This window comes from Mucilaginibacter conchicola (assembly GCF_003432115.1).
GTDB classification, from domain to species: Bacteria; Bacteroidota; Bacteroidia; order Sphingobacteriales; family Sphingobacteriaceae; genus Mucilaginibacter; species Mucilaginibacter conchicola.
Genome location: NZ_QWDC01000002.1, coordinates 888,620 through 907,022, shown reverse-complemented (window position 1 = coordinate 907,022; position 18,403 = coordinate 888,620). Strand labels below are relative to the sequence as shown.

Here is an 18,403-nt window from a genome sequence, read left to right as displayed (position 1 = left end):
ATAAAACCGATCAATTATGGAACTAAGGCAATTGCGGTATTTCATCAAGGCAAAAGAGTTGTTGAACTTTACAGAAGCCGCTAATCAGTTATTTATCAGCCAAAGCACGCTTTCGCAGCAGATTAAACAATTAGAAGATGAGCTGGGCACACCGCTTTTTAATCGTGTTGGTAAACACGTGTATATTACCGAAGCCGGAAGCCTGTTTTACGATTACGCCCTGCAGGCCCTCAGTAAGGCTAATGATGGGCTGCAGTTGCTGAAAGATATAAACGGACTGCATGCCGGGCGCTTATCCATTGGTACCACTTATGGCTTACGCCATATCCTTACGCCGGCTATCTTAAAGTTCCATAAAGCATACCCGCAGATAAACCTTGAGGTGGTATTTGGTACCTCGCAGGAGCTTACCCATAGGTTAGAGAAATTTGAGTTGGATTTTGTACTGACCTTTGAGGAAGTAACCCATCGCCCTGATATTAAACATCAGCCGCTATTTGATTCTGAACTGGGCTTTATTGTAGAGAAAAGATCGCCGCTGGCTAAACTAAAAACCATCAGCCTGAAAGAAATACTGGATCATGAGTTGGCGCTACCTGCCAAAGGCTACAGTACCCGCCGGTTTGTTGATGAGGTTTTTGCCAAAAACAAACTTACCCCGCGCATTAGTGTAGAAATAAACGATATCCCCACGCTGTTAGATTTGATTGAAACCGGCAACTGGCACACCATACTTACCCATACAACCGTACAAAACGCGGCCCGCCTGGTCTCTGTTCCGATAAAAGCCGTGAAAGGAATGCAGCATGCAGCTATCATCTCCATGAAAGAGGTTTATGAGAAACGCGCCGTAAAAGCTTTTTATGATATCTTGCTTAAAGCAGGAACATAAAGGTTACTTCTTCACCACAAAAGATTTTTCAACAGGCTTTCCAACCTGATTAAAAATATCAGTTACGGTAACCTTTGCTATATATCGGCCGGGTAATAAAAGGGTTTTTACTATTGCAGATCTTTTCTCCGGCAGTATTTCGTCTATGGTTTGCACAACCTTGCCTGCCGCGCTTACTATCTCTACTTTTGATGAAAGCTGCGGACTTTTTGTGGCATCGGTTTTCCAGGTTATTTTAATGGTTTTTGCGGTGTAGGTGGCTGTTACGTTTGAGGTAGCGCCAACATCAATTTTTGGCGCAACGCCTTGTTGGGCTTGTTCCGGCAGATCAAGCCTGCGGCCGGCACCAAATGCTTCGGCAGGTTTGGTATCGCCGCCGTGCTGCATAAAATAGGCATCTTCGGCGCCATCGTATCCGGCGTTAAAGCTGCGGTCGTATTTGCCATTGCGGGCTTTATCGTTGCCGTTCGCGTTAAAGAAACGGCGGTTGTGTTTTTCCCAGGTGTTGCCTTCAGTAAGGCTCCAGCAATCTTTAAAAAATGCTTTTCTTACGTAACGGCCGTCCCAGGCTGCATTAGTACCATCCCAGTTTTCTAAAAAGGCATCATCGCGTTTGCCAAGGTAGCCGTCTCTATCAACCTCTGCCAATGTTGAGGTATGGAACCAAATGCCCGTGCCCATATCCTGTATAAAAGTGGCAACGTAGAGGTCGCCGTTGTTTTTCCAGGCACGGATAGCGATGTTATACCATGTATTCAATTTCCATTTGTAGGAGTTTATGGTTTTCCAGCCGTCGCCCTCGCCACCAAACCTGCTGGTGAAAGTTCCTTTGCCTGCGTAAGTTACTTTAGAGAAAACCTTGTTTGCAGTGTTAGGGTCCCAAAGTGATGCGATGAGGATATTTGATGCACCATAATCCTTATCGGGTGTTTGCTGCAAACCATCATATCCGCCACGGAAGTTATGTACCGAGAAGTATTCCGCATCTGCCGAGCGGGTTATCTTTATCTTGTGGATTCTCGCAATAGCATCATCAGAAAAATCAAAAAAGATGTGTTGTGAAGGGGCTGCATTTTCCGTTTGAGGAACAGCGCTATTTTGCGGCAGCGTAGTGTCTGTTGATTGGGCAGATGCAATATTAACAGCGAAGAACGAAGCAGCACAGGCCACAAGTAAAAAGGCAGATATTTTCATCGCTTAAAAGTAACTTATTAGAATCTTAACACAACACGCTGTGATACAATATAAAGGCATCAAACTAAATTTTTACATTTAGCGTTTGTAAAAGCATGAGAAAGTTTCTCTGTCTGTTTATTCTCCTGAAAAGTTTTGTGCTGACACTATCTGCACAAAATAAGCCCGTTATCGCCTTCGCCAGCGATACGCAGGAACCCATGTGGGTAGAGAAACTATTCCTGAAATCCAACCATAACCTGCTGGCTACAAAGATGATCTTTAACGATGTAGATCAGCTGCGCCCAAAAGCATTCTTTATTTTAGGCGATGTGGTGTCGGTTGGAAAAAACAAAAAAGCCTGGCGAAATATCGATAAGTACATTGGCCAGTTAGTTAAAGATTCTATTCCCGTTTATGCTACCCTGGGTAACCATGAGGTGATGTTCAATTCCAAAAAAGGCACCACCAATTTTCGCAAGCGCTTTCCTGATTATAACCCATCAGGCTATACCGAGGTGATTGACTCTGTGGCTGTGATATTGCTCAACTCCAATTTTGCGCAGATGAGCGTGCAGGAGATAGTGACCCAAAATAAATGGTACGCCGATAAACTGAACGCGCTTGACGCCGACGCAGCCATCAGGCTCATAATTGTAGGCTGCCATCATTCACCTTATACCAATAGTTCTATCGTAAGCCCGTCCAATGCGGTAAAGGAGAATTTTGTACCACCTTATCTTAAATCAAAAAAGGCTGTGCTATTCCTGTCCGGGCATTCGCATAATTTTGAGCAGTTTAAAATGCAGGGCAAAAATTTCCTCGTGATAGGCGGTGGCGGCGGTTTACATCAACCTCTTAAAAAGAAAGAGAACCAGCAAGCAGATGTTGCCGCTGTTTACAAACCTGATTTTCATTACCTTGAAGTAAGCCGCCAGGGCGAAACGCTCAACATACTATCGCGCAGGCTAAGCGCCGATTTTAAAAGCTTTAGCGACGGGTATAGCTTGAAGGTGGATAAGTAAGATTAAGCTTTATTATCCGGATGCCCTTCTCCGGAAACGATCAATTGCCGCAGGCTATCTATGTAATATTGCCAACCGCCTGTACAGGCTTCAAAGCATTCTAATTGGGGTACTAACCCCTGGTGCGTAAATTCTAAAGTAGTTAGCCCGTCTTTTTGTAAAATATCAAAAGTAACCGTTGTACCCGTCCATTCGGTTTTATCATCCACAAAGTTGATGCTGCTATCAGTAGTTAGCCAAACAACTTTCTTATCGGGCACCACCTCAGTTAAACGGTGGCGACTGTAATGCAGATCGCCATGGCGATAAACAAACTCGTCTCCTACGTCTGCAGATTCACCATCAAGCGTGGCCAACCACCAGCCGCGTACGTTTGTTACTGCTTCAAACACCTCTGATGGTGTTTGGGGTACAGTAAATGATATTTTTAAATCTTCCATAACTGTTATTTCTTAGGGAAACGAGCGTTTGCTTTAACCCCATCAATTTGTTGTGTATGCCTGTTACTATGTGCTGATATCAGCAGGATAAATTGGTAGGCATCATAAGTACCAATGGGCAATACAGATACATGATTACGCAGGTCATCTTGTGTGTTTTTTACAAAAGCAATTAACTTGTCGCGGTTCTGTTTAAAATTGGCCAGGGCTTCTGCGGCACTGTCGTAGTTTGAGTTGGCAGGCTCCAACGCGGCAAATGTTTTAGATCTGTGCGAGCGGTCTTCTACAGCTTTGACCAGATCGGCATCTGTAAATTTTATCTCTGCACGTTTATCAGGGTTTGCCGGTTTTTTCAATGATTCTTCTACCATTGCCCATAAGGCTTTCTCCGCTGTCGCGATGTGTTTAACGCATTCTTCAACGCTCCATTTATCGGCCGATGCTTTAAACTTCAGCTGGGCTTCGCTCAGATCTTTTACTGATGCGAATACCCCTGCTTCGGTTTCAGCTAATGACCTGATGGCATAATCCCGCTCGGTTGTTGTGAGGGTAGCTTGTGCATTGCTTTTATAGGTGATAATACTTAGGGCGATCAATAAAATACCGGTGGTTTTCATACTGTATTACTTTGGTTTACTCTACAAATTTATCGACTAAACCTGCGCCTTTACGGGTGGTATTTAGACAACCTGACGGGTTGATTTAGACAGGAACAATGCGTTATCTTTGTGAAAAACAGTAAATTATGAAACACCTCACCATCCTGGTTCCCGACGGCGAAAATAACCTCAGCAGTATTGTGGGGGCTTACAAAATATTTAGTCGTGCTAATGCTTATCGTAAAGAGATTTTCAAGATAGAGCTGGCAGGGATCTCTCAATCAGTTGGTTTTTATGGCGGCTTATTCACTGCTAAACCGCACAAACATATATCGGAGATAAAAAGAACAAATCTGGTGATCATCCCTTCGCTTAATCATAACTATGAAAAAAGTGCTGCGCTAAATAACGAGGTGATAGATTGGATAAACAACCAATACCGGCAGGGGGCCGAAATAGCGAGTATCTGTACCGGGGCCTACTTGTTGGCCGCGGCGGGCTTACTGGATGGCAGGAGCTGTTCTACCCATTGGTCGGCGGCTGATGAATTGAAGCAGCGCTATCCGAAGGTAAATCTTAAAACCGATCAGTTGATAACCGATGAACAGGGCATTTACACCAACGGCGGTGCATACTCTTTCCTTAATTTGATACTTTACCTGGTTGAGAAATATTATGGCCGCGAAACAGCCATATTCTGCGCCAAAGTTTTCCAGATAGAGATCGACAGGCAAAGTCAATCGTCATTCATCGTTTTCAGGGGGCAAAAAACACATAACGACGAGATTGTGAAAAAAGCCCAGGAGTATATTGAAAGCAAGGTAGACGAAAGGATATCAACTGAACACTTGGCAGCGAGCTTCGCCATTGGCCGCCGCAATTTCGACCGCCGTTTTATAAAAGCTACAGGGAACACGCCAACCGAGTATGCCCAGCGTGTGAAGATAGAAGCCGCTAAAAAAGCTTTTGAAACCAGCCGTAAAACAATTAACGAAGTGATGTACGAGGTGGGTTATGCCGACCAGAAGGCTTTCCGCGAAGTGTTCAGGAAAATAACAGGGATGTCTCCGTTAGAATATCGCAACCGGTATAATAAAGATGCCGCGTAAAAAACAGGCGAATCTTGTTAAGCTTACGCCGATTGATAACTTTGCGATATGCCTGCTAATCAAAACATAAAAGTAGCCGTAGATGCCGTGGTATTTGGTTATACATCAAAAGAAGGCCTTTCGGTACTGCTTATCAAGCGCAATATCGATCCTTTTAAAAACAGCTGGGCCTTGCCCGGTGGTTTGGTTGGCGATGATGAATCATTAGAAGAGGCGGTGCAACGCGAGCTTAAAGAAGAGACCGGCGTTAACATCAACTACCTGGAACAGCTTTACAGCTTTGGCAAACCGGGCCGCGATCCGCGCAACCGGGTAATTTCCATCACCTATTACGGCTTGGTTAAACCCGATGCCTTTGAATTGCAGGCCGCTACTGATGCAGCAGATGTGGCATGGTTCAAGATCAAAAAGCTCCCGCAACTGGCTTTTGACCACCAGGAGATACTGCAGGCCGCGCATGAACGATTGAAAAGCAAAATGCTTTACCAGCCCGTAGGCTTTGAGTTATTGGAAGAGAAATTCCCATTCTCTGAACTGGAGAAACTATACATGGCCGTGCTGGACAGGCCGATAGATCGCCGGAATTTTAAAAAGAAGGTGATCAAATTTGGTTTCCTGGAAGAGACCACCGAGAAGCAAGAACTAAGCGGAGCAGGCCGCCCGGGTAATCTTTTTCGCTTCAATCAGCAGAAATACTTTCAGTTACAAAAACAAGGCATCAACTTCGAGCTTTAATATATTTTAAAAAAAATGTAAAAAATAATTTGCGTAATAAAAACGCATATTTATATTTGCGTATAATTAACGCAAAAAATCAACCTATGAAAACAGCAGTAATTATTGCCCGCTTCCAGTCACCTTACCTGCACGAAGGGCACAAACAACTTATCAGCACCGTGATGAAAGACCACGCCAAGCTGATCATCCTGTTAGGCGTAAGCCCGATAATGGGTACCCGTAAAAATCCCTACGATTATTACACCCGCGAGAAAATGATCAAGAAGGATTATCCGGATGCCATCATCCTGCCTATCAGCGATCATCCGAGCGATAAAGCCTGGTCTGATCAGATAGATACCCTGCTGAAAAGCGTTTTCCCTACCGAAAGCTTTTGTTTGTACGGCAGCCGTGACAGTTTTATCCCATACTATTCAGGCCGGTTTGAAACAGTAGAATTGCCGGAGCATGGTGATTACAATGCCACCGAACTGCGCAAGAAATACGCCGATAAGGTTTTTGATTCGAATGATTTTCGTGCGGGTATCCTGTACGCTTACTATAACCAATACACCAAGGTTTACCCAACGGTTGATATCGCCTTGTTCAGGAATGATAAAACGGAAATACTGCTCGGCAAAAAAGCCAACAGCAGCAAATGGCGCTTTATTGGCGGCTTTGCCGACCCTGAAGACGAAAGCTACGAAGTTGCCGCCAAACGCGAACTGATGGAAGAGTGCGGCGAGATGGAAGTTGGCCCCATGACCTATGAAACATCAGCCAAAATAAATGATTGGCGTTACCGCAGCGAGGCTGATAAGATCATCACGCTGCTCTTCAGTACAGATCATATCAGCGGAGAACCGGCAGCTAATGATGACATCATTGACCTGAAATGGTTTGTAGTTGCAGATCTTCCGCAGATGCTGGCTGATGGTAATATTACCGATGAGCATGTGCACCTGTTCCAAACCATTATTACTAAATACCTTAAAAACTAATACCATGAAACGCGATAATTTGATATTACTGGCTGATGCCTACAAATACGCTCACCATAAATTTTATTACCCCGGCACTACACAGATCTACAGCTACCTGGAAAGTCGTGGCGGTATGTTCAATGAGACCATCTTTTTTGGTCTGCAATACTTTCTGAAACAATACTTACAGGGCCCCGCCTTTACACAGGTAGACCTTGATGAAGCCGATCACTTTCTGCGCCAGGTTTTTGGCCGCGATGATGTGTTTAACCGCGAAAAGTTCCAGTACATTTTGGATAAATACGATGGCCACCTGCCTGTGCGCATAAAAGCCGTGGCCGAGGGCACAGCCGTACCAACCGGCAACGCACTCATGACCATTGAGAATACCGACCCGGAGTGTTACTGGTTAACCAATTTTCTTGAAACCTTGTTAATGCAGGTTTGGTACCCATGTACCGTAGCCACTTTAAGCAACCAGATCAGAAAAGAAATCACAGGTTTCTACAACGATACAGCTACCGAAGGTGCAGAAGCAGGAATTGATTTTGTACTGAACGATTTTGGTTTCCGCGGGGTAAGCAGCGTAGAGAGTGCTAAGCTGGGCGGTGCTGCACATTTGATCAACTTCAGCGGTAGCGATAACCTGGCCGGCAGCGGAATGGCTATCCATTATTACGATGCCACCAAAGTTTACGGCTTAAGTATCCCGGCTACGGAACACAGTATTTGTACCTTGTTAGGTCGCGATGGCGAACTGGAAATTTTCAGGCACGTGTTGCGCAGCTTCCCTACCGGCACCATTGCCTGCGTATCTGACAGCTACAACATTTTTAAAGCTTGCAAAGAATACTGGGGCGGCGTGCTAAAAGATGAGATACTGCAACGCGACGGCACCCTGGTGATACGCCCCGATAGCGGCGACCCGATAAGGACATTGCTGGCTATTTTCGAGATATTGTTTGAGACTTTCGGATATACTACCAATACTAAAGGCTACAAAGTATTGCCGCCACAAGTGCGCGTGATACAGGGCGATGGTGTAAACTATCAGGAGATCATCAAAATTTATGAAGCCTTAAAAGCTGCCGGCATAAGTGCTGAGAATTTAGTGTTGGGCATGGGCGGCGCATTACTGCAAAAAGTTGACCGCGATACCCAAAAGTTTGCCTTAAAATGCAGCAGCGCGGTGATTGACGGTAAACAGATTGCCGTTGAAAAAGACCCAACCGAGATGGATGCCCAAGGCAACATTACCCCAAGTTTTAAAAAGAGCAAGGGTGGCCGTTTAAAACTGATAAAAATAAATGGCACCTTTAAAACCGTAAAAGAAAAGGAAAACCCTGAGCAAACCGACGAGCTACGCACAGTATTCGAGAACGGCCAGCTGGTTGATCCTGTTACCTTTGAACAGGTAAGAGCTAACGCGCTTGCCTAAGCCTTGCCTTATATGTTACGAAAACTTGTATTAACTAACCTTGTGCTTGTAGCTGCCCTGCAGTTACAGGCGCAGGTTTTGCCTAAGCGCGATACCGCGCATCTTAAAGAAGTGGTGGTTACTTACCAGGCCGACAAGCTGACGCCCGTTACCTTCCAAAACCTTAACGGAAACGTCCTCAAAGCCAAATCTACCGGGCAGGAGCCTACTTTTTTACTGTCAGAAACACCGTCCATTACCGTGTATTCTGATGCAGGCAGTACGCAGGGTTACTCCTATTTCAGGATGCGGGGCATTGACCAGACGCGGATAAACATTTCGTTAGATGGCATGCCGCTAAGCGAGCCGGAAGACCAGGGTGCTTATTTTTCTAACTATCCGGATATTATCAACTCGGTAAGTAAGATCCAGATACAACGGGGCATTGGTACCAGTAAAAACGGCGTAGCCGGTTATGGTGGTAGCGTGCAATTGTTCTCGCCCAACCTTAATGATTCTGCTTACACGCAGTTGGGTGCAGGCTATGGCTCATTCAACAGTCACCGTGTATTTGCAGCTTACAACAGTGGGATGAAGAACAACAAGGCATTTTATATCCGGGCATCGCAGGTATATTCTGACAGGTATAAGTACAACTCATCAAACAACTCGCAATCTGTTTTCATGAGCGGTAGTTTGGCGGCGAATAAATCTATTTTTAAGATAAACGCAATGGTTGGTCATCAGCAAAATCAGTTGGCCTGGCTGGGTGTATCAGAAGCACAAATAGCGCAAGACAGGCGCACCAACGTTAACGAGAACGAGCACGACAACTTTACCCAGGCACTGGCACAGTTGCAGCATTTATGGTCGCCCAACAACATCTCAACATTGCAAACCAGTGTTTACTATACGTTTCTGAACGGTAATAACGATTTCAACCCTAACAGCTTTGTGGGTTTGCCATCAACCGATGAAATGTATAATTACGCTTTCCGCTCAAACCTGGTGGGCTTGTTCAGCAATTATACTTATTCAAAAGGGGCATTAAACTGGACAACCGGCATCCACGGAAATATTTACGATCGCCGCCACATCGGCAGCGAAAGAACGGCGGGTAGGCTGTACCAGAATACCGGTTACAAAGATGAGTTCAGCGCATTTACCAAGGCCGATTATACCATTGGCCGGTTAACCCTTTTTGCCGATGCGCAGTATCGTTATGCTACGTTCAGCTATACAGGTGATGTGCCTTTGAACCGCCTCGACTGGAACTTCTTTAACCCCAAAGCAGGCTTAAGTTACAAAGCAGCCAACAACCTTACCCTGTATTACAGCATCGGCAGAACCGGCCGCGAACCAACACGTAACGATATGTTTGGCGGTAGTGATAACTTATTGGCTGATGATAACGGCAATGCTGCAATTGCCGTAAGCAAGCCGGAGTTTGTGGTGGATCAGGAGCTGGGCTTAAGGCATCAATCGGGCAATCTTAATCTCAACCTTAATTTTTACTACATGAACTTTAAGAACGAGATTGTGCTTAACGGCCAATTAGGGCCAAACGGACTTGCCCTTACCAACGAGGTTGATCGCAGTTACCGTACCGGCGCCGAACTAAGCATTACTTATAAAGTAAACGAACATATCAGCCTCATCAACAATTCATCGTACAATTACAGCAGGATAAAAGAGCAGAGCCAATCGTTCACGCCTATACTAACGCCGCCGGTTATTGTTAACCAGGAGGTGGTTTACACCGGCAAGAAATTTTTGGTTGGCTTAGCAGGCAGGTACCAGAGCAGGGCGTTTATTAACTTCGCCAACTCGGCGCAGGTAAACCAGTACTTTTTGCTGAATGCAAGGGCGCAGTACACCATTGGCAGGTTTGAACTGGGCGTGTTCCTTAACAATGTCACCAACGCCAAATACTTTAACAATGGTTATGTTGATGCAGATGGCACAAAAAAGTATTTTGTACAGGCACCAACAAACTATTACACCTCGGTAAAATATACTTTCTGATGCATTTTTTTGATATCGGCCATATCGCTTTCACCATTATGGGTTACCCCGTCAGCTTTGTTGAGCTGATAGGCACCTTGTTTGGTTTGATCTCTGTTTGGTTTGCATCAAGGGCCAATATTTTAACCTGGGGCACAGGCATTGTGAACGAGGTTTTCCTGTTCATCCTGTTTTTCCAGGTACAGCTATATGCCGATATGTTTCTGCAGGTTTACTTTTTTGTGGTCACCATTTACGGCTGGTATAACTGGAAAGCTAAACCTGATGCGGGCAGCATAACCGTGCTGAATAGCAAACAACGCTGGTTAACCGGCATCGTGATCTTAGCAAGTTCAGTTATAGCAGGTTTTCTTATCCAAAACATCCACCGGTATTTGCCTCAGTATTTTAAGATACAAGCGGCGTATCCATATACAGATTCCTTTGTAATGGTACTCAGCATTGTAGCTATTGTTTTGCTGGCCATGAAGAAGATAGAAAATTGGGTGCTGTGGATCTTAACAGATGCTATCTGCGTTGTGCTGTACATCAAAAAGGGAGTTTATTTCCTCTCGTTAGAATATTTCATCTTCTTCGGACTGGCATCTTATGGCTTGTACCAGTGGAAAAAACAAATGGCCCATGGTTAAAGCTTTTGTATTCGGCAAGTTCCTGCCTTTTCATAAGGGTCACGAGGCGATGATCCGTTTTGCGCTGCAGCATTGTGATGTACTATCGATAATGGTGTGCGAGGATAGCCGCGAGCATATCCCCGGCGAGTTGCGAAAAAGTTGGATCGAGAGTACCTTCCCCGACCACCGGAATATCGAGATAAAAGTATTTCCTTATGATCATGAGGTCCTACCTAATTCTTCAGAGACTTCGGCAAGTATTTCTGAGATATGGGCAGCAGAGTTCCGCAAACATTACCCCGATCATACCCTGCTCATTACATCCGAGCCGTATGGCGAACTGGTAGCCCGGTTTATGGGCATAAAGCATATTCCCTTTGATCCCGATAAACAACAGGTGCCTGTTTCGGCTACCATGATACGAAGCGATACTTTTACCAACTGGCAGCATTTGCCTGATGCTGTTAAGCCTCATTTCGCACTTATGGTTGTTATTCTGGGTACAGAATCAACCGGCAAAACTACCCTAACGGAGCAACTCGCCCATCACTTTAATTGCAGTTACGTACTGGAAGCCGGCCGGGATCTGATACCCGACTCTACCCGCTTTAAGTTTGATGACCTGCTGTTGGTTGCTAATGAACATGCCAAAAGAATTAACACAGCCGTGAAAGGCGATAGCGGATTGGTGATAATCGATACCGACATACACATTACGGCGTCATACGCGCAGTTTGCCTTTGGGAAAGAATTACCGGTTCCTACGGAGATATACAACGCAAACAAAGCCAATTTATATCTTTACCTCGATAATGATGTACCTTACTACCAGGACGGGACACGGTTGGCCGAAGCAGAGCGAGACCAGCTCGACCGATCGCACCGCAAAGTTCTGGCAGCACATAACATTAATATTACGGAAATAAGCGGTGACTGGCCTGCCCGTTTTGAACAGGCCGTTGCAGCTGTTTCCCAATTGATAAAGAATAACACAACCCTATGAAAAAGATACTTTTTGCCATAAAAGAATACGAATACTTAGCCGACAAGGTACTGGCCTGTGGTGATTTCGAAAAAGGCGAACTACTGGTAGACCATTTTACCGACGGCGAGCGTTACCAGCGCATCATCACCCCGATAGAGAACCGCGAGGTGATATTGATCGGTGGCACGGTAAACGATGCTGCTACGCTGGAATTGTATGACCTTGCCTCGTCGCTGGTAAGTTACGGTGCCGATTCGCTGACTTTGGTTATCCCTTATTTCGGTTACTCTACCATGGAGCGTGCAGTGCTAAGCCGTGAGATCGTAACAGCTAAAACCCGCGCACGCTTGCTATCAGCCATCCCAAAATCAAACCGTGGCAATAAGGTATTACTGTTTGATCTGCACTCAGAAGGAATCCAATATTACTTTGAGCATGATCTTTACCCTGTGCATGTGTATTGCAAAAACATCGTAACCAAGGCTGCTTTGGAATATGGCGGTGATAATTTTGTAATGGCCAGCACCGATGCCGGTCGCGCCAAATGGGTAGAATCTCTTGCTAACGACTTAGGCGTAAATGCAGCCTTCATCCTTAAACGCCGCCTCAAAGGCGACCATACCGAAGTGAGCGCCATTAATGCGGATGTGGATGGTAAAACCGTTATTATTTATGATGATATGATCCGCTCGGGCGGTAGCATCATAAATGCAGCAAAATCATATAAAGAAGCAGGCGCTGGCGATATCTACGTAATTACTACACATGGTTTGTTTGTGAATGATGGCATTAACAAACTGAAAAACTCGGGTTTGATCAAAAAACTCATCTGCACCGACTCGCATGTGAACACCCAAAACATCGACGGCGATTTTGTGGATGTTCGAAGTTTAGATACGCTCATCTGCGAAGCATTATAAAACAAAAGCCTCTTAGCAATCTAAGAGGCTTTTTTATTGGGGTTATCGTCCTATCCGTTTACGTATGCGGCTTAAAGATGGATTTTTGATACCCAGGTATGATGAGACATGGTAAGCCGGTATGCGGTTAATGATATTCGGGTGTTCATCCAAAAGCCTCACATACCGCTGTTCGTGACTAAAGAAAAGCAACTCCTCGGCGCGGCTTTGCGAGTAGGTAAAAAACTGCTCGGCCAGCAGGCGGCCAAACTTTGCCCAGTTGGGATGCGTATCATACAAACCGTTCAGGTCGCGGTGACTGATGTAGATGATCTCACAATCTTCCATAGCCTGTATAAAATAATGGCAGGCATTGCGGGTAATAAAGCTGCGGAACGATACGATGAACTGGTTCTCTGAAAAGAAGAAGATATTGGTCTCTTCGCCCGTGTCGGGTCGGCTGTAATAGATCCTGAAAATACCTTTCACTACAAAGCCCAGATCATTACATACCATGTATTGCATGTTAAAGAAATCGCCTTTTTTGATCTTGCGCGGCTTCCAGAACGGTTTGCTATCGGCAATATCCTTTTCTGTTAACGGTGCAAAATCCGCTAAGTATTTCTCTAACATTTCATGATGTTCGTTCATGGCAAAGGGCTTTTAATTTGAGCAAGATAGGCAATAAATTACGCCGCTTTTTCTTGCACTTTAATAGTTTTTGATAAGCGGATTGCTGCCAGCAGGAAGTAAAAAGCGCCAAAGGCAGCGTATCCCGCCAGGTTGCCAATCCCCATTTTGGGCGAATTAGCCATAGCGATGAATGAAGCACCTGCCAGCATAGATTGCCCGCCGCTGATGATCATTGGCCATTGCCCGCCCAATGCTTTGCGACGGCGTAAGCCCAAGATTAATTGTATTAAACCGGTAACTATGGCCCACACACCAAAAACAATAAGCGCTGCGGGTACTCCTTTTTGTAAAGCCGCTATCACGCCGATAGTGGTAAGCAAACCTATGCCGATGTTTACATACTGAGGTGTTTTATTAGTCTGTGGCGGATTAGCTTTAATATCAAGGTAAGTAGCGATAACATCCCATAAAGGGTAGATAATGAAAAGTATTCTCGTAACACCTTCATTTGTTTTAGCGAAAACGGATATGAGGATAACCCAGATAAAAGAAAATGCTACACGGGTAAAGTACAGGCTACGCAAACCACGTGCGGTTTGGGCGGTGTTTGTTGTATTTGTTTCAATTGTTGTGTTCATGATAATTTGATGTTGATTATTGAAGCAAAAGTAGCCTGCTATACTATCGTTGTTTTTCACTTAAGTGAAAATGGAAGGCTGTTTACACTTGTTCAAACAATTGGCATCATGTATCTTACATCACCAAACCAATAAACCATGCAAACCCGTAGGGAATTTATCAAAACAGCCGGCGCAGGCCTGGCCGTCACTACCGTGCCTGATTTTTTTAACATCTCAGCAACTATGACCCAACACCATGTAGCCGTACAGCTTTACACTTTGCGCGATGATCTCGAGAAAGATTTTAATGGCACACTGAAACGCCTTGCCGCTCTCGGCATTAAAAATGTTGAAACAGCCTTCTGGCCAAAAACAGTGAGTGTTGAAACTGCCGCGGCTGCGTTAAAGGCGCATGGTTTTAAGGTAACATCAAGCCATGCCGATATACCCACAAAAGAGAATATCCAAAAACTGGCCGATGCAGCAAAAGCCTACGGTACCAACCGCCTGATATGGCATGGCTGGCCCGAGGACAAACGCTATAGCTCGTTAGAAGGCACAAAGGAACTGGCGAAGATCTATAACGAAAGCAGCAAACTGGCTAAAGATCACGGGCTGCGATTTGGGCTGCACAACCATTGGTGGGAATACCGCAACCATGTGGGCGGCAAACTGGTTTACGAAGTTTTAAATGAAGAGTTGGAAAGCGATATCTTTTTTGAGACGGATGTATATTGGGTAAAAGTAGCGGGCCATAACCCTGCAGATATCCTCAAGAAATTAAAGAACAGGGTACAACTTATCCACATTAAAGATGGCCCCGCTGTGTTTAACGAGAAACTGATAAAAGATGAACCCGACCCTATGTCGCCGGTTGGGCAGGGGGCATTGGATGTGCCATCAATTATAGAGGCCTGTTCAGATAAAGTGGAATGGCTGGTGATTGAACTGGATAAATCGGCCATTGATGTTTATGAGGCGTTGAAGCAAAGCAAACAGTATCTGTCGAAGTTTAAATCGGTTAGTTTGACGTAGATTTGTGGCGTAGTTAAAACCCATCACCATGAATTTAAGCAATAACAAGATCCTGATAACCGGCGGTGCTACGGGCATTGGTTTAGGGCTTACCGAACGTTTTATAAAAGAAGGCAATATCGTTATCATCTGCGGCAGACGCGAATCGGCTTTAAAAGAAGTGACGGATAAATTGCCGCAGGTGATCACCAAAGTGTGCGACCTGGCCAACCCTGCCGACCGTACTGAACTTTTTGAGTGGATAAAAACTAACCACCCGGATACCAACGTGCTGGTGAACAACGCCGGTATCCAAAACTGGATGGATGTGAAGGCCGATGATTTTTATGACAAGGCAGAACAGGAAGTTGAGATCAACGTCACTGCCCCGTTGCATTTAACTAACCTGTTCCTGGGTTTGGAGGGTTTAAATACCATTATGAACGTCACCTCTGGATTGGCATTTGTGCCCTTTTCAAAAGTGCCGGTGTATTGTGGCACCAAAGCGTTCCTACGCTCGTTCACACTATCGCTGAGACATCAACTAAAGGATAGTGGTCCGGAAGTTATCGAGATCATCCCACCGGCGCTTAACACCGATCTTGGTGGCAAAGGTCTGCATGACCAACACCCATCAGTGAGCGAATTTGTGGAGCATATTTTTGAGCAGCTAAAAGCCGGCAAAACCGAACTTACCTTCGGCACCAGCGAGGCACGGGCCGAAGCCAACAATGCCACCATAGCAGAGTATTTTAGCCGGATGAACCCTTAAAATATAAGGTAACCAATAAAATAAAAAGCCCCAGATATTTAATCTGAGGCTTTTTGTTTTGGCGCTTGTCTTTCCTTAAAGTATCCTTTGGAGTCGATGAAAAAATGTTGTTTCATCTCTTCATGCTCAAACTTCCCATTTTCAGTCTTAACATTGTATTCGTTTGTGAGCACAACTGTAAGGTTATCAGGGTTAACAGTAGCCGATCTGCCTGCCTGGTAATTGGAATTGCTGGCCGGGTCGCCACGATAACCGTTTATGGCATCTATTAAATGCAGGTCATATCTCAAAGTGGCTAATATGCCGTCAACCTTTATCAGGAAAAATTTGGATGTTCGTTTTATAACTTGCCAATCTGCCTTAAAGGTTTCATTTACTAAACTGAATGTGGCATCCTGCTCATCCCCATCTATCAATCCACCGCCTATTTCTACGGGGATGCGTTTGAATTTCAGATCAAAAAGCTTTTTCGATTTAAAAACCGACAAATCTATTGTTCCGCTAATATTTTTCTGCAAGGTATCCAGCCGCATAGCAACCTTATCACTATCTCTTAGAACAGACAAATGTTCTTTATGTAAAGGTGATTTTTGCTCAGGTTCGGGAGCTGCTTTTGTTTCTTTGTTCTCCTGACTACAAGATGTAAAGAGCAAAACAATGAAACCATATTTGAATAAAGTATTCATCATAACATTGCTATCAACCCCTTAATAATTTCTTCTGTCGACGCTCGCTTGCTATTCCCCGCGGCTTGCCCGGCCCAAAGTGCGATAAAATCTTTAAGATTATTCTTTTGAGCATAAGCACGGATCAAACTCATCAGCTGGTTTTGAATGGTGTAGTATGGGATGCTGATGCCTTTCGCATCCATGCGTTTCATAAATTCGTTTTGGATACCGCGTGCCCACCTGCCCGAGAAAGCGCGGGTAAGTTGGGTGGATGTATCTTTGGCATTCAACACGGCTTGTTTGTAGGCTTCGCTTGCGGCGCTTTCATCAGCAGTAATAAACAAGCTGCCCACCTGTACACCCGATGCACCGAGTGCAAATGCGGCCTTTACTGTATGTTGGTTATAAATACCACCTGCCGCAAGCAAAGGCACATCTACCACATCAGCCACCTGTGGCAGCAACGCTGACAAACCGATTTGCGGTGATGGCTCATCAGCCAGAAAACTCCCGCGGTGTCCGCCTGCTTCTATACCTTGTACGGTGATGATATCATTGCCGTCCTGTGCCAATAGCTTTGCTTCGGCTACACTGGTTGCTGTACCGGCAAGGATAGTTCCTTTGGCTTTAAAAGCGGCAATAACATCAGGCTTTAACCGCCCGAAGGTGTAGCTTACAACGGGAATGTTTTCTTCCAGCAGGATCTCAATAAGGTCTTCGTAGTAATAAAACTTAAAGTCGGCGGGATTTTGCCGTTCAAAAGGGATATTAAACTCGAGGCATAGCTCTGCCAGAAAATCCTGCATAGTAGTTATCTCAGCCTCGTTAATTTCTTTGGCCGGCTCGTGTGCAAACAGGTTGACTGCAAAAGGGCGGTCGGTTAAGGCTTTTGTGGCATGGATACGTTCGCGGGTTCTATCCGGCGACAAACCGCCCACAGGTAAAGAACCCAGGGCACCTGCGTTAGAAACTGCTGCTACCATGGCAGGCGTGGTAACACCCAGCATAGGAGCCTGCACAATTGGGTAACGGACGTTTAAAAGGCTTTTGAGATCTTTCATGGCGTAGAAGATTTTATGCAAGTTAGCTTTTCCTGCAACCCGAAAGAACCATCGGTTACTTTATTGACATTGGCTTTACTTCTGCCTGCTCACCATCTCATTTATCCAGATAGGCGCAAATGGCGAGGTACAGCCTTTTGATACAGGATAATCGCGGTAAATGCCAAGGCGCTCGCCGATCTCCAGTGCGCGTTCTCTGTATTGCGGATGGTTGATACCGATCTGGGCTAATGCGGTGTTCATTGTCCATTGCACTTCGGGCGCGGCAGTTGGCATTTCGGCCTCGAGGCGGTCAAGTATAGCCGGGATATCGATCCCATCTGGCGCGCGACTTATACGGCCACTGGTGAGGCTCCAACCCAGGCGGGCAGGCATACCATTGGTGCCGGTAGCCATCCATTGCCGGCGCAACTCCTCTTTCTGCGGATGGTCTTTGAGGATGTATGATGACAGCCAGTCTATCACATGCGGAAATTGCTCAGACTTTGCCATAGCGGTCAACTCATCTGCAGAAAGCTCCTTCGGCTTCATGATAAGCACGGCTACAAAACGGGCTTCAACGTTGCCGGTTTCCCAAAGCGCTTTACCCAGTTCATGGTCGGTTTTTATCTTGTTGGCAATAGCACGTATATCGCCCATCTTTACTCCGAACTGGTTATCGCCCGCACCAAATTTTTTGTTATGGGCACGCACTTTATCGTTACCGAGACTTTCCAGTTGGCTTAAAACTTCTGCAGTTGTCATAATTTAAATTTAGGAG

Annotated in this window: 20 protein-coding genes; 12 read left to right on the top strand and 8 right to left on the bottom strand. The window is 45.3% G+C overall.

All coding sequences use genetic code 11. The features are described from left to right. Nucleotides 1-16 precede the first annotated feature (16 nt). Nucleotides 17-892, top strand: a complete 876-nt coding sequence (locus D0C36_RS13780; RefSeq protein WP_117392203.1) for a LysR substrate-binding domain-containing protein — start codon at nucleotides 17-19, stop codon at nucleotides 890-892. A gap of 3 nt (nucleotides 893-895) precedes the next feature. Here D0C36_RS13780 and D0C36_RS13775 read toward each other — a convergent pair whose 3' ends face one another. Next, nucleotides 896-2,086 carry a DUF3472 domain-containing protein gene (locus D0C36_RS13775; RefSeq protein ID WP_117392202.1) on the bottom strand — a complete coding sequence of 397 codons (1,191 nt, stop codon included), beginning with the start codon at nucleotides 2,084-2,086 and terminating at the stop codon, nucleotides 896-898. A gap of 95 nt (nucleotides 2,087-2,181) precedes the next feature. On the opposite strand from D0C36_RS13775, the gene D0C36_RS13770 reads away from it, so the two are divergent. Continuing rightward, nucleotides 2,182-3,090: a metallophosphoesterase family protein gene (locus D0C36_RS13770; protein ID WP_117392201.1), complete on the top strand. Its 909-nt coding sequence runs from the start codon at nucleotides 2,182-2,184 to the stop codon at nucleotides 3,088-3,090. A gap of 2 nt (nucleotides 3,091-3,092) precedes the next feature. On the opposite strand, the gene D0C36_RS13765 is transcribed toward D0C36_RS13770, so the two are convergent. Together D0C36_RS13765 and D0C36_RS13760 are read right to left on the bottom strand one after the other, a co-directional pair. Then, the gene (locus D0C36_RS13765; RefSeq protein WP_117392200.1) at nucleotides 3,093-3,530 is read right to left on the bottom strand and encodes an SRPBCC family protein; all 438 of its coding nucleotides are present in this window, start codon (nucleotides 3,528-3,530) and stop codon (nucleotides 3,093-3,095) included. Nucleotides 3,531-3,535: 5 nt separating this feature from the next. Further along, nucleotides 3,536-4,147, bottom strand: a complete 612-nt coding sequence (locus tag D0C36_RS13760) for a DinB family protein (RefSeq protein ID WP_117392199.1) — start codon at nucleotides 4,145-4,147, stop codon at nucleotides 3,536-3,538. 128 nt (nucleotides 4,148-4,275) lie between these two features. On the opposite strand from D0C36_RS13760, the gene D0C36_RS13755 reads away from it, so the two are divergent. From D0C36_RS13755 to D0C36_RS13720, 8 genes are all read left to right on the top strand, one after another. Next, the gene (locus D0C36_RS13755; RefSeq protein ID WP_117392198.1) at nucleotides 4,276-5,238 is read left to right on the top strand and encodes a GlxA family transcriptional regulator; all 963 of its coding nucleotides are present in this window, start codon (nucleotides 4,276-4,278) and stop codon (nucleotides 5,236-5,238) included. 48 nt (nucleotides 5,239-5,286) lie between these two features. Further along, nucleotides 5,287-5,973, top strand: coding sequence for an NUDIX hydrolase (locus D0C36_RS13750; RefSeq protein WP_117392197.1), 687 nt, complete (start codon nucleotides 5,287-5,289; stop codon nucleotides 5,971-5,973). An 86-nt stretch (nucleotides 5,974-6,059) separates the two neighbouring features. After that, entirely contained in the window at nucleotides 6,060-6,956 is an 897-nt protein-coding gene (locus tag D0C36_RS13745; protein WP_117392196.1) for an NUDIX domain-containing protein, read from the top strand. A gap of 4 nt (nucleotides 6,957-6,960) precedes the next feature. Next, on the top strand, nucleotides 6,961-8,376 hold the full coding sequence (locus D0C36_RS13740) for a nicotinate phosphoribosyltransferase (protein WP_117392195.1): 1,416 nt from the start codon (nucleotides 6,961-6,963) through the stop codon (nucleotides 8,374-8,376). Between the two features lie 12 nt (nucleotides 8,377-8,388). Beyond that, nucleotides 8,389-10,380 carry a TonB-dependent receptor gene (locus tag D0C36_RS13735; protein WP_117392194.1) on the top strand — a complete coding sequence of 664 codons (1,992 nt, stop codon included), beginning with the start codon at nucleotides 8,389-8,391 and terminating at the stop codon, nucleotides 10,378-10,380. Next, a complete protein-coding gene (gene pnuC / locus D0C36_RS13730; RefSeq protein WP_117392193.1) occupies nucleotides 10,380-11,009 on the top strand; it encodes a nicotinamide riboside transporter PnuC in 630 nt (209 codons plus the stop codon). The genes D0C36_RS13735 and pnuC overlap by 1 nt, the downstream gene beginning before the upstream one ends. After that, nucleotides 11,002-11,994, top strand: coding sequence for an AAA family ATPase (locus D0C36_RS13725; protein WP_117392192.1), 993 nt, complete (start codon nucleotides 11,002-11,004; stop codon nucleotides 11,992-11,994). Before pnuC ends, D0C36_RS13725 begins: the two co-directional genes overlap by 8 nt. Beyond that, nucleotides 11,991-12,896, top strand: coding sequence for a ribose-phosphate diphosphokinase (locus D0C36_RS13720; protein ID WP_117392191.1), 906 nt, complete (start codon nucleotides 11,991-11,993; stop codon nucleotides 12,894-12,896). Before D0C36_RS13725 ends, D0C36_RS13720 begins: the two co-directional genes overlap by 4 nt. 42 nt (nucleotides 12,897-12,938) lie before the next feature. Here the strand turns inward: D0C36_RS13720 and D0C36_RS13715 are convergent, their stop codons facing one another. Continuing rightward, nucleotides 12,939-13,526, bottom strand: a complete 588-nt coding sequence (locus D0C36_RS13715) for a Crp/Fnr family transcriptional regulator (protein ID WP_117392190.1) — start codon at nucleotides 13,524-13,526, stop codon at nucleotides 12,939-12,941. A gap of 38 nt (nucleotides 13,527-13,564) precedes the next feature. Further along, on the bottom strand, nucleotides 13,565-14,146 hold the full coding sequence (locus D0C36_RS13710; RefSeq protein ID WP_117392189.1) for a hypothetical protein: 582 nt from the start codon (nucleotides 14,144-14,146) through the stop codon (nucleotides 13,565-13,567). A 138-nt stretch (nucleotides 14,147-14,284) separates the two neighbouring features. Between D0C36_RS13710 and D0C36_RS13705 the strand changes: the two genes are divergently transcribed. Together D0C36_RS13705 and D0C36_RS13700 are read left to right on the top strand one after the other, a co-directional pair. After that, a complete protein-coding gene (locus tag D0C36_RS13705; protein WP_117392188.1) occupies nucleotides 14,285-15,163 on the top strand; it encodes a sugar phosphate isomerase/epimerase family protein in 879 nt (292 codons plus the stop codon). 28 nt (nucleotides 15,164-15,191) lie between these two features. Continuing rightward, nucleotides 15,192-15,914, top strand: coding sequence for an SDR family oxidoreductase (locus D0C36_RS13700; RefSeq protein ID WP_117392187.1), 723 nt, complete (start codon nucleotides 15,192-15,194; stop codon nucleotides 15,912-15,914). Between the two features lie 38 nt (nucleotides 15,915-15,952). Here D0C36_RS13700 and D0C36_RS13695 read toward each other — a convergent pair whose 3' ends face one another. The 3 genes from D0C36_RS13695 to D0C36_RS13685 form a co-directional block, all read right to left on the bottom strand. Further along, on the bottom strand, nucleotides 15,953-16,603 hold the full coding sequence (locus tag D0C36_RS13695; protein ID WP_147321994.1) for a hypothetical protein: 651 nt from the start codon (nucleotides 16,601-16,603) through the stop codon (nucleotides 15,953-15,955). Continuing rightward, nucleotides 16,600-17,643, bottom strand: coding sequence for an NAD(P)H-dependent flavin oxidoreductase (locus D0C36_RS13690; RefSeq protein ID WP_117392185.1), 1,044 nt, complete (start codon nucleotides 17,641-17,643; stop codon nucleotides 16,600-16,602). The genes D0C36_RS13695 and D0C36_RS13690 overlap by 4 nt, the downstream gene beginning before the upstream one ends. A 75-nt stretch (nucleotides 17,644-17,718) precedes the next feature. After that, nucleotides 17,719-18,387, bottom strand: a complete 669-nt coding sequence (locus tag D0C36_RS13685; RefSeq protein WP_117392184.1) for a DNA alkylation repair protein — start codon at nucleotides 18,385-18,387, stop codon at nucleotides 17,719-17,721. Nucleotides 18,388-18,403 lie beyond the last annotated feature (16 nt).

Bases quoted from the DNA above. Each gene is read 5' to 3' on its own strand.
- D0C36_RS13775 (WP_117392202.1), bottom strand. From the start codon at position 2,086: ATGAAAATATCTGCCTTTTTACTTGTGGCCTGTGCTGCTTCGTTCTTC.
- D0C36_RS13720 (WP_117392191.1), top strand. From the start codon at position 11,991: ATGAAAAAGATACTTTTTGCCATAAAAGAATACGAATACTTAGCCGAC.
- D0C36_RS13745 (WP_117392196.1), top strand. From the start codon at position 6,060: ATGAAAACAGCAGTAATTATTGCCCGCTTCCAGTCACCTTACCTGCAC.
- D0C36_RS13710 (WP_117392189.1), bottom strand. From the start codon at position 14,146: ATGAACACAACAATTGAAACAAATACAACAAACACCGCCCAAACCGCA.
- D0C36_RS13690 (WP_117392185.1), bottom strand. From the start codon at position 17,643: ATGAAAGATCTCAAAAGCCTTTTAAACGTCCGTTACCCAATTGTGCAG.
- D0C36_RS13760 (WP_117392199.1), bottom strand. From the start codon at position 4,147: ATGAAAACCACCGGTATTTTATTGATCGCCCTAAGTATTATCACCTAT.
- D0C36_RS13770 (WP_117392201.1), top strand. From the start codon at position 2,182: ATGAGAAAGTTTCTCTGTCTGTTTATTCTCCTGAAAAGTTTTGTGCTG.
- D0C36_RS13765 (WP_117392200.1), bottom strand. From the start codon at position 3,530: ATGGAAGATTTAAAAATATCATTTACTGTACCCCAAACACCATCAGAG.
- D0C36_RS13705 (WP_117392188.1), top strand. From the start codon at position 14,285: ATGCAAACCCGTAGGGAATTTATCAAAACAGCCGGCGCAGGCCTGGCC.
- D0C36_RS13715 (WP_117392190.1), bottom strand. From the start codon at position 13,526: ATGAACGAACATCATGAAATGTTAGAGAAATACTTAGCGGATTTTGCA.
- D0C36_RS13695 (WP_147321994.1), bottom strand. From the start codon at position 16,603: ATGATGAATACTTTATTCAAATATGGTTTCATTGTTTTGCTCTTTACA.
- D0C36_RS13725 (WP_117392192.1), top strand. From the start codon at position 11,002: ATGGTTAAAGCTTTTGTATTCGGCAAGTTCCTGCCTTTTCATAAGGGT.
- D0C36_RS13700 (WP_117392187.1), top strand. From the start codon at position 15,192: ATGAATTTAAGCAATAACAAGATCCTGATAACCGGCGGTGCTACGGGC.
- D0C36_RS13740 (WP_117392195.1), top strand. From the start codon at position 6,961: ATGAAACGCGATAATTTGATATTACTGGCTGATGCCTACAAATACGCT.
- D0C36_RS13780 (WP_117392203.1), top strand. From the start codon at position 17: ATGGAACTAAGGCAATTGCGGTATTTCATCAAGGCAAAAGAGTTGTTG.
- D0C36_RS13755 (WP_117392198.1), top strand. From the start codon at position 4,276: ATGAAACACCTCACCATCCTGGTTCCCGACGGCGAAAATAACCTCAGC.
- pnuC (WP_117392193.1), top strand. From the start codon at position 10,380: ATGCATTTTTTTGATATCGGCCATATCGCTTTCACCATTATGGGTTAC.
- D0C36_RS13750 (WP_117392197.1), top strand. From the start codon at position 5,287: ATGCCTGCTAATCAAAACATAAAAGTAGCCGTAGATGCCGTGGTATTT.
- D0C36_RS13685 (WP_117392184.1), bottom strand. From the start codon at position 18,387: ATGACAACTGCAGAAGTTTTAAGCCAACTGGAAAGTCTCGGTAACGAT.
- D0C36_RS13735 (WP_117392194.1), top strand. From the start codon at position 8,389: ATGTTACGAAAACTTGTATTAACTAACCTTGTGCTTGTAGCTGCCCTG.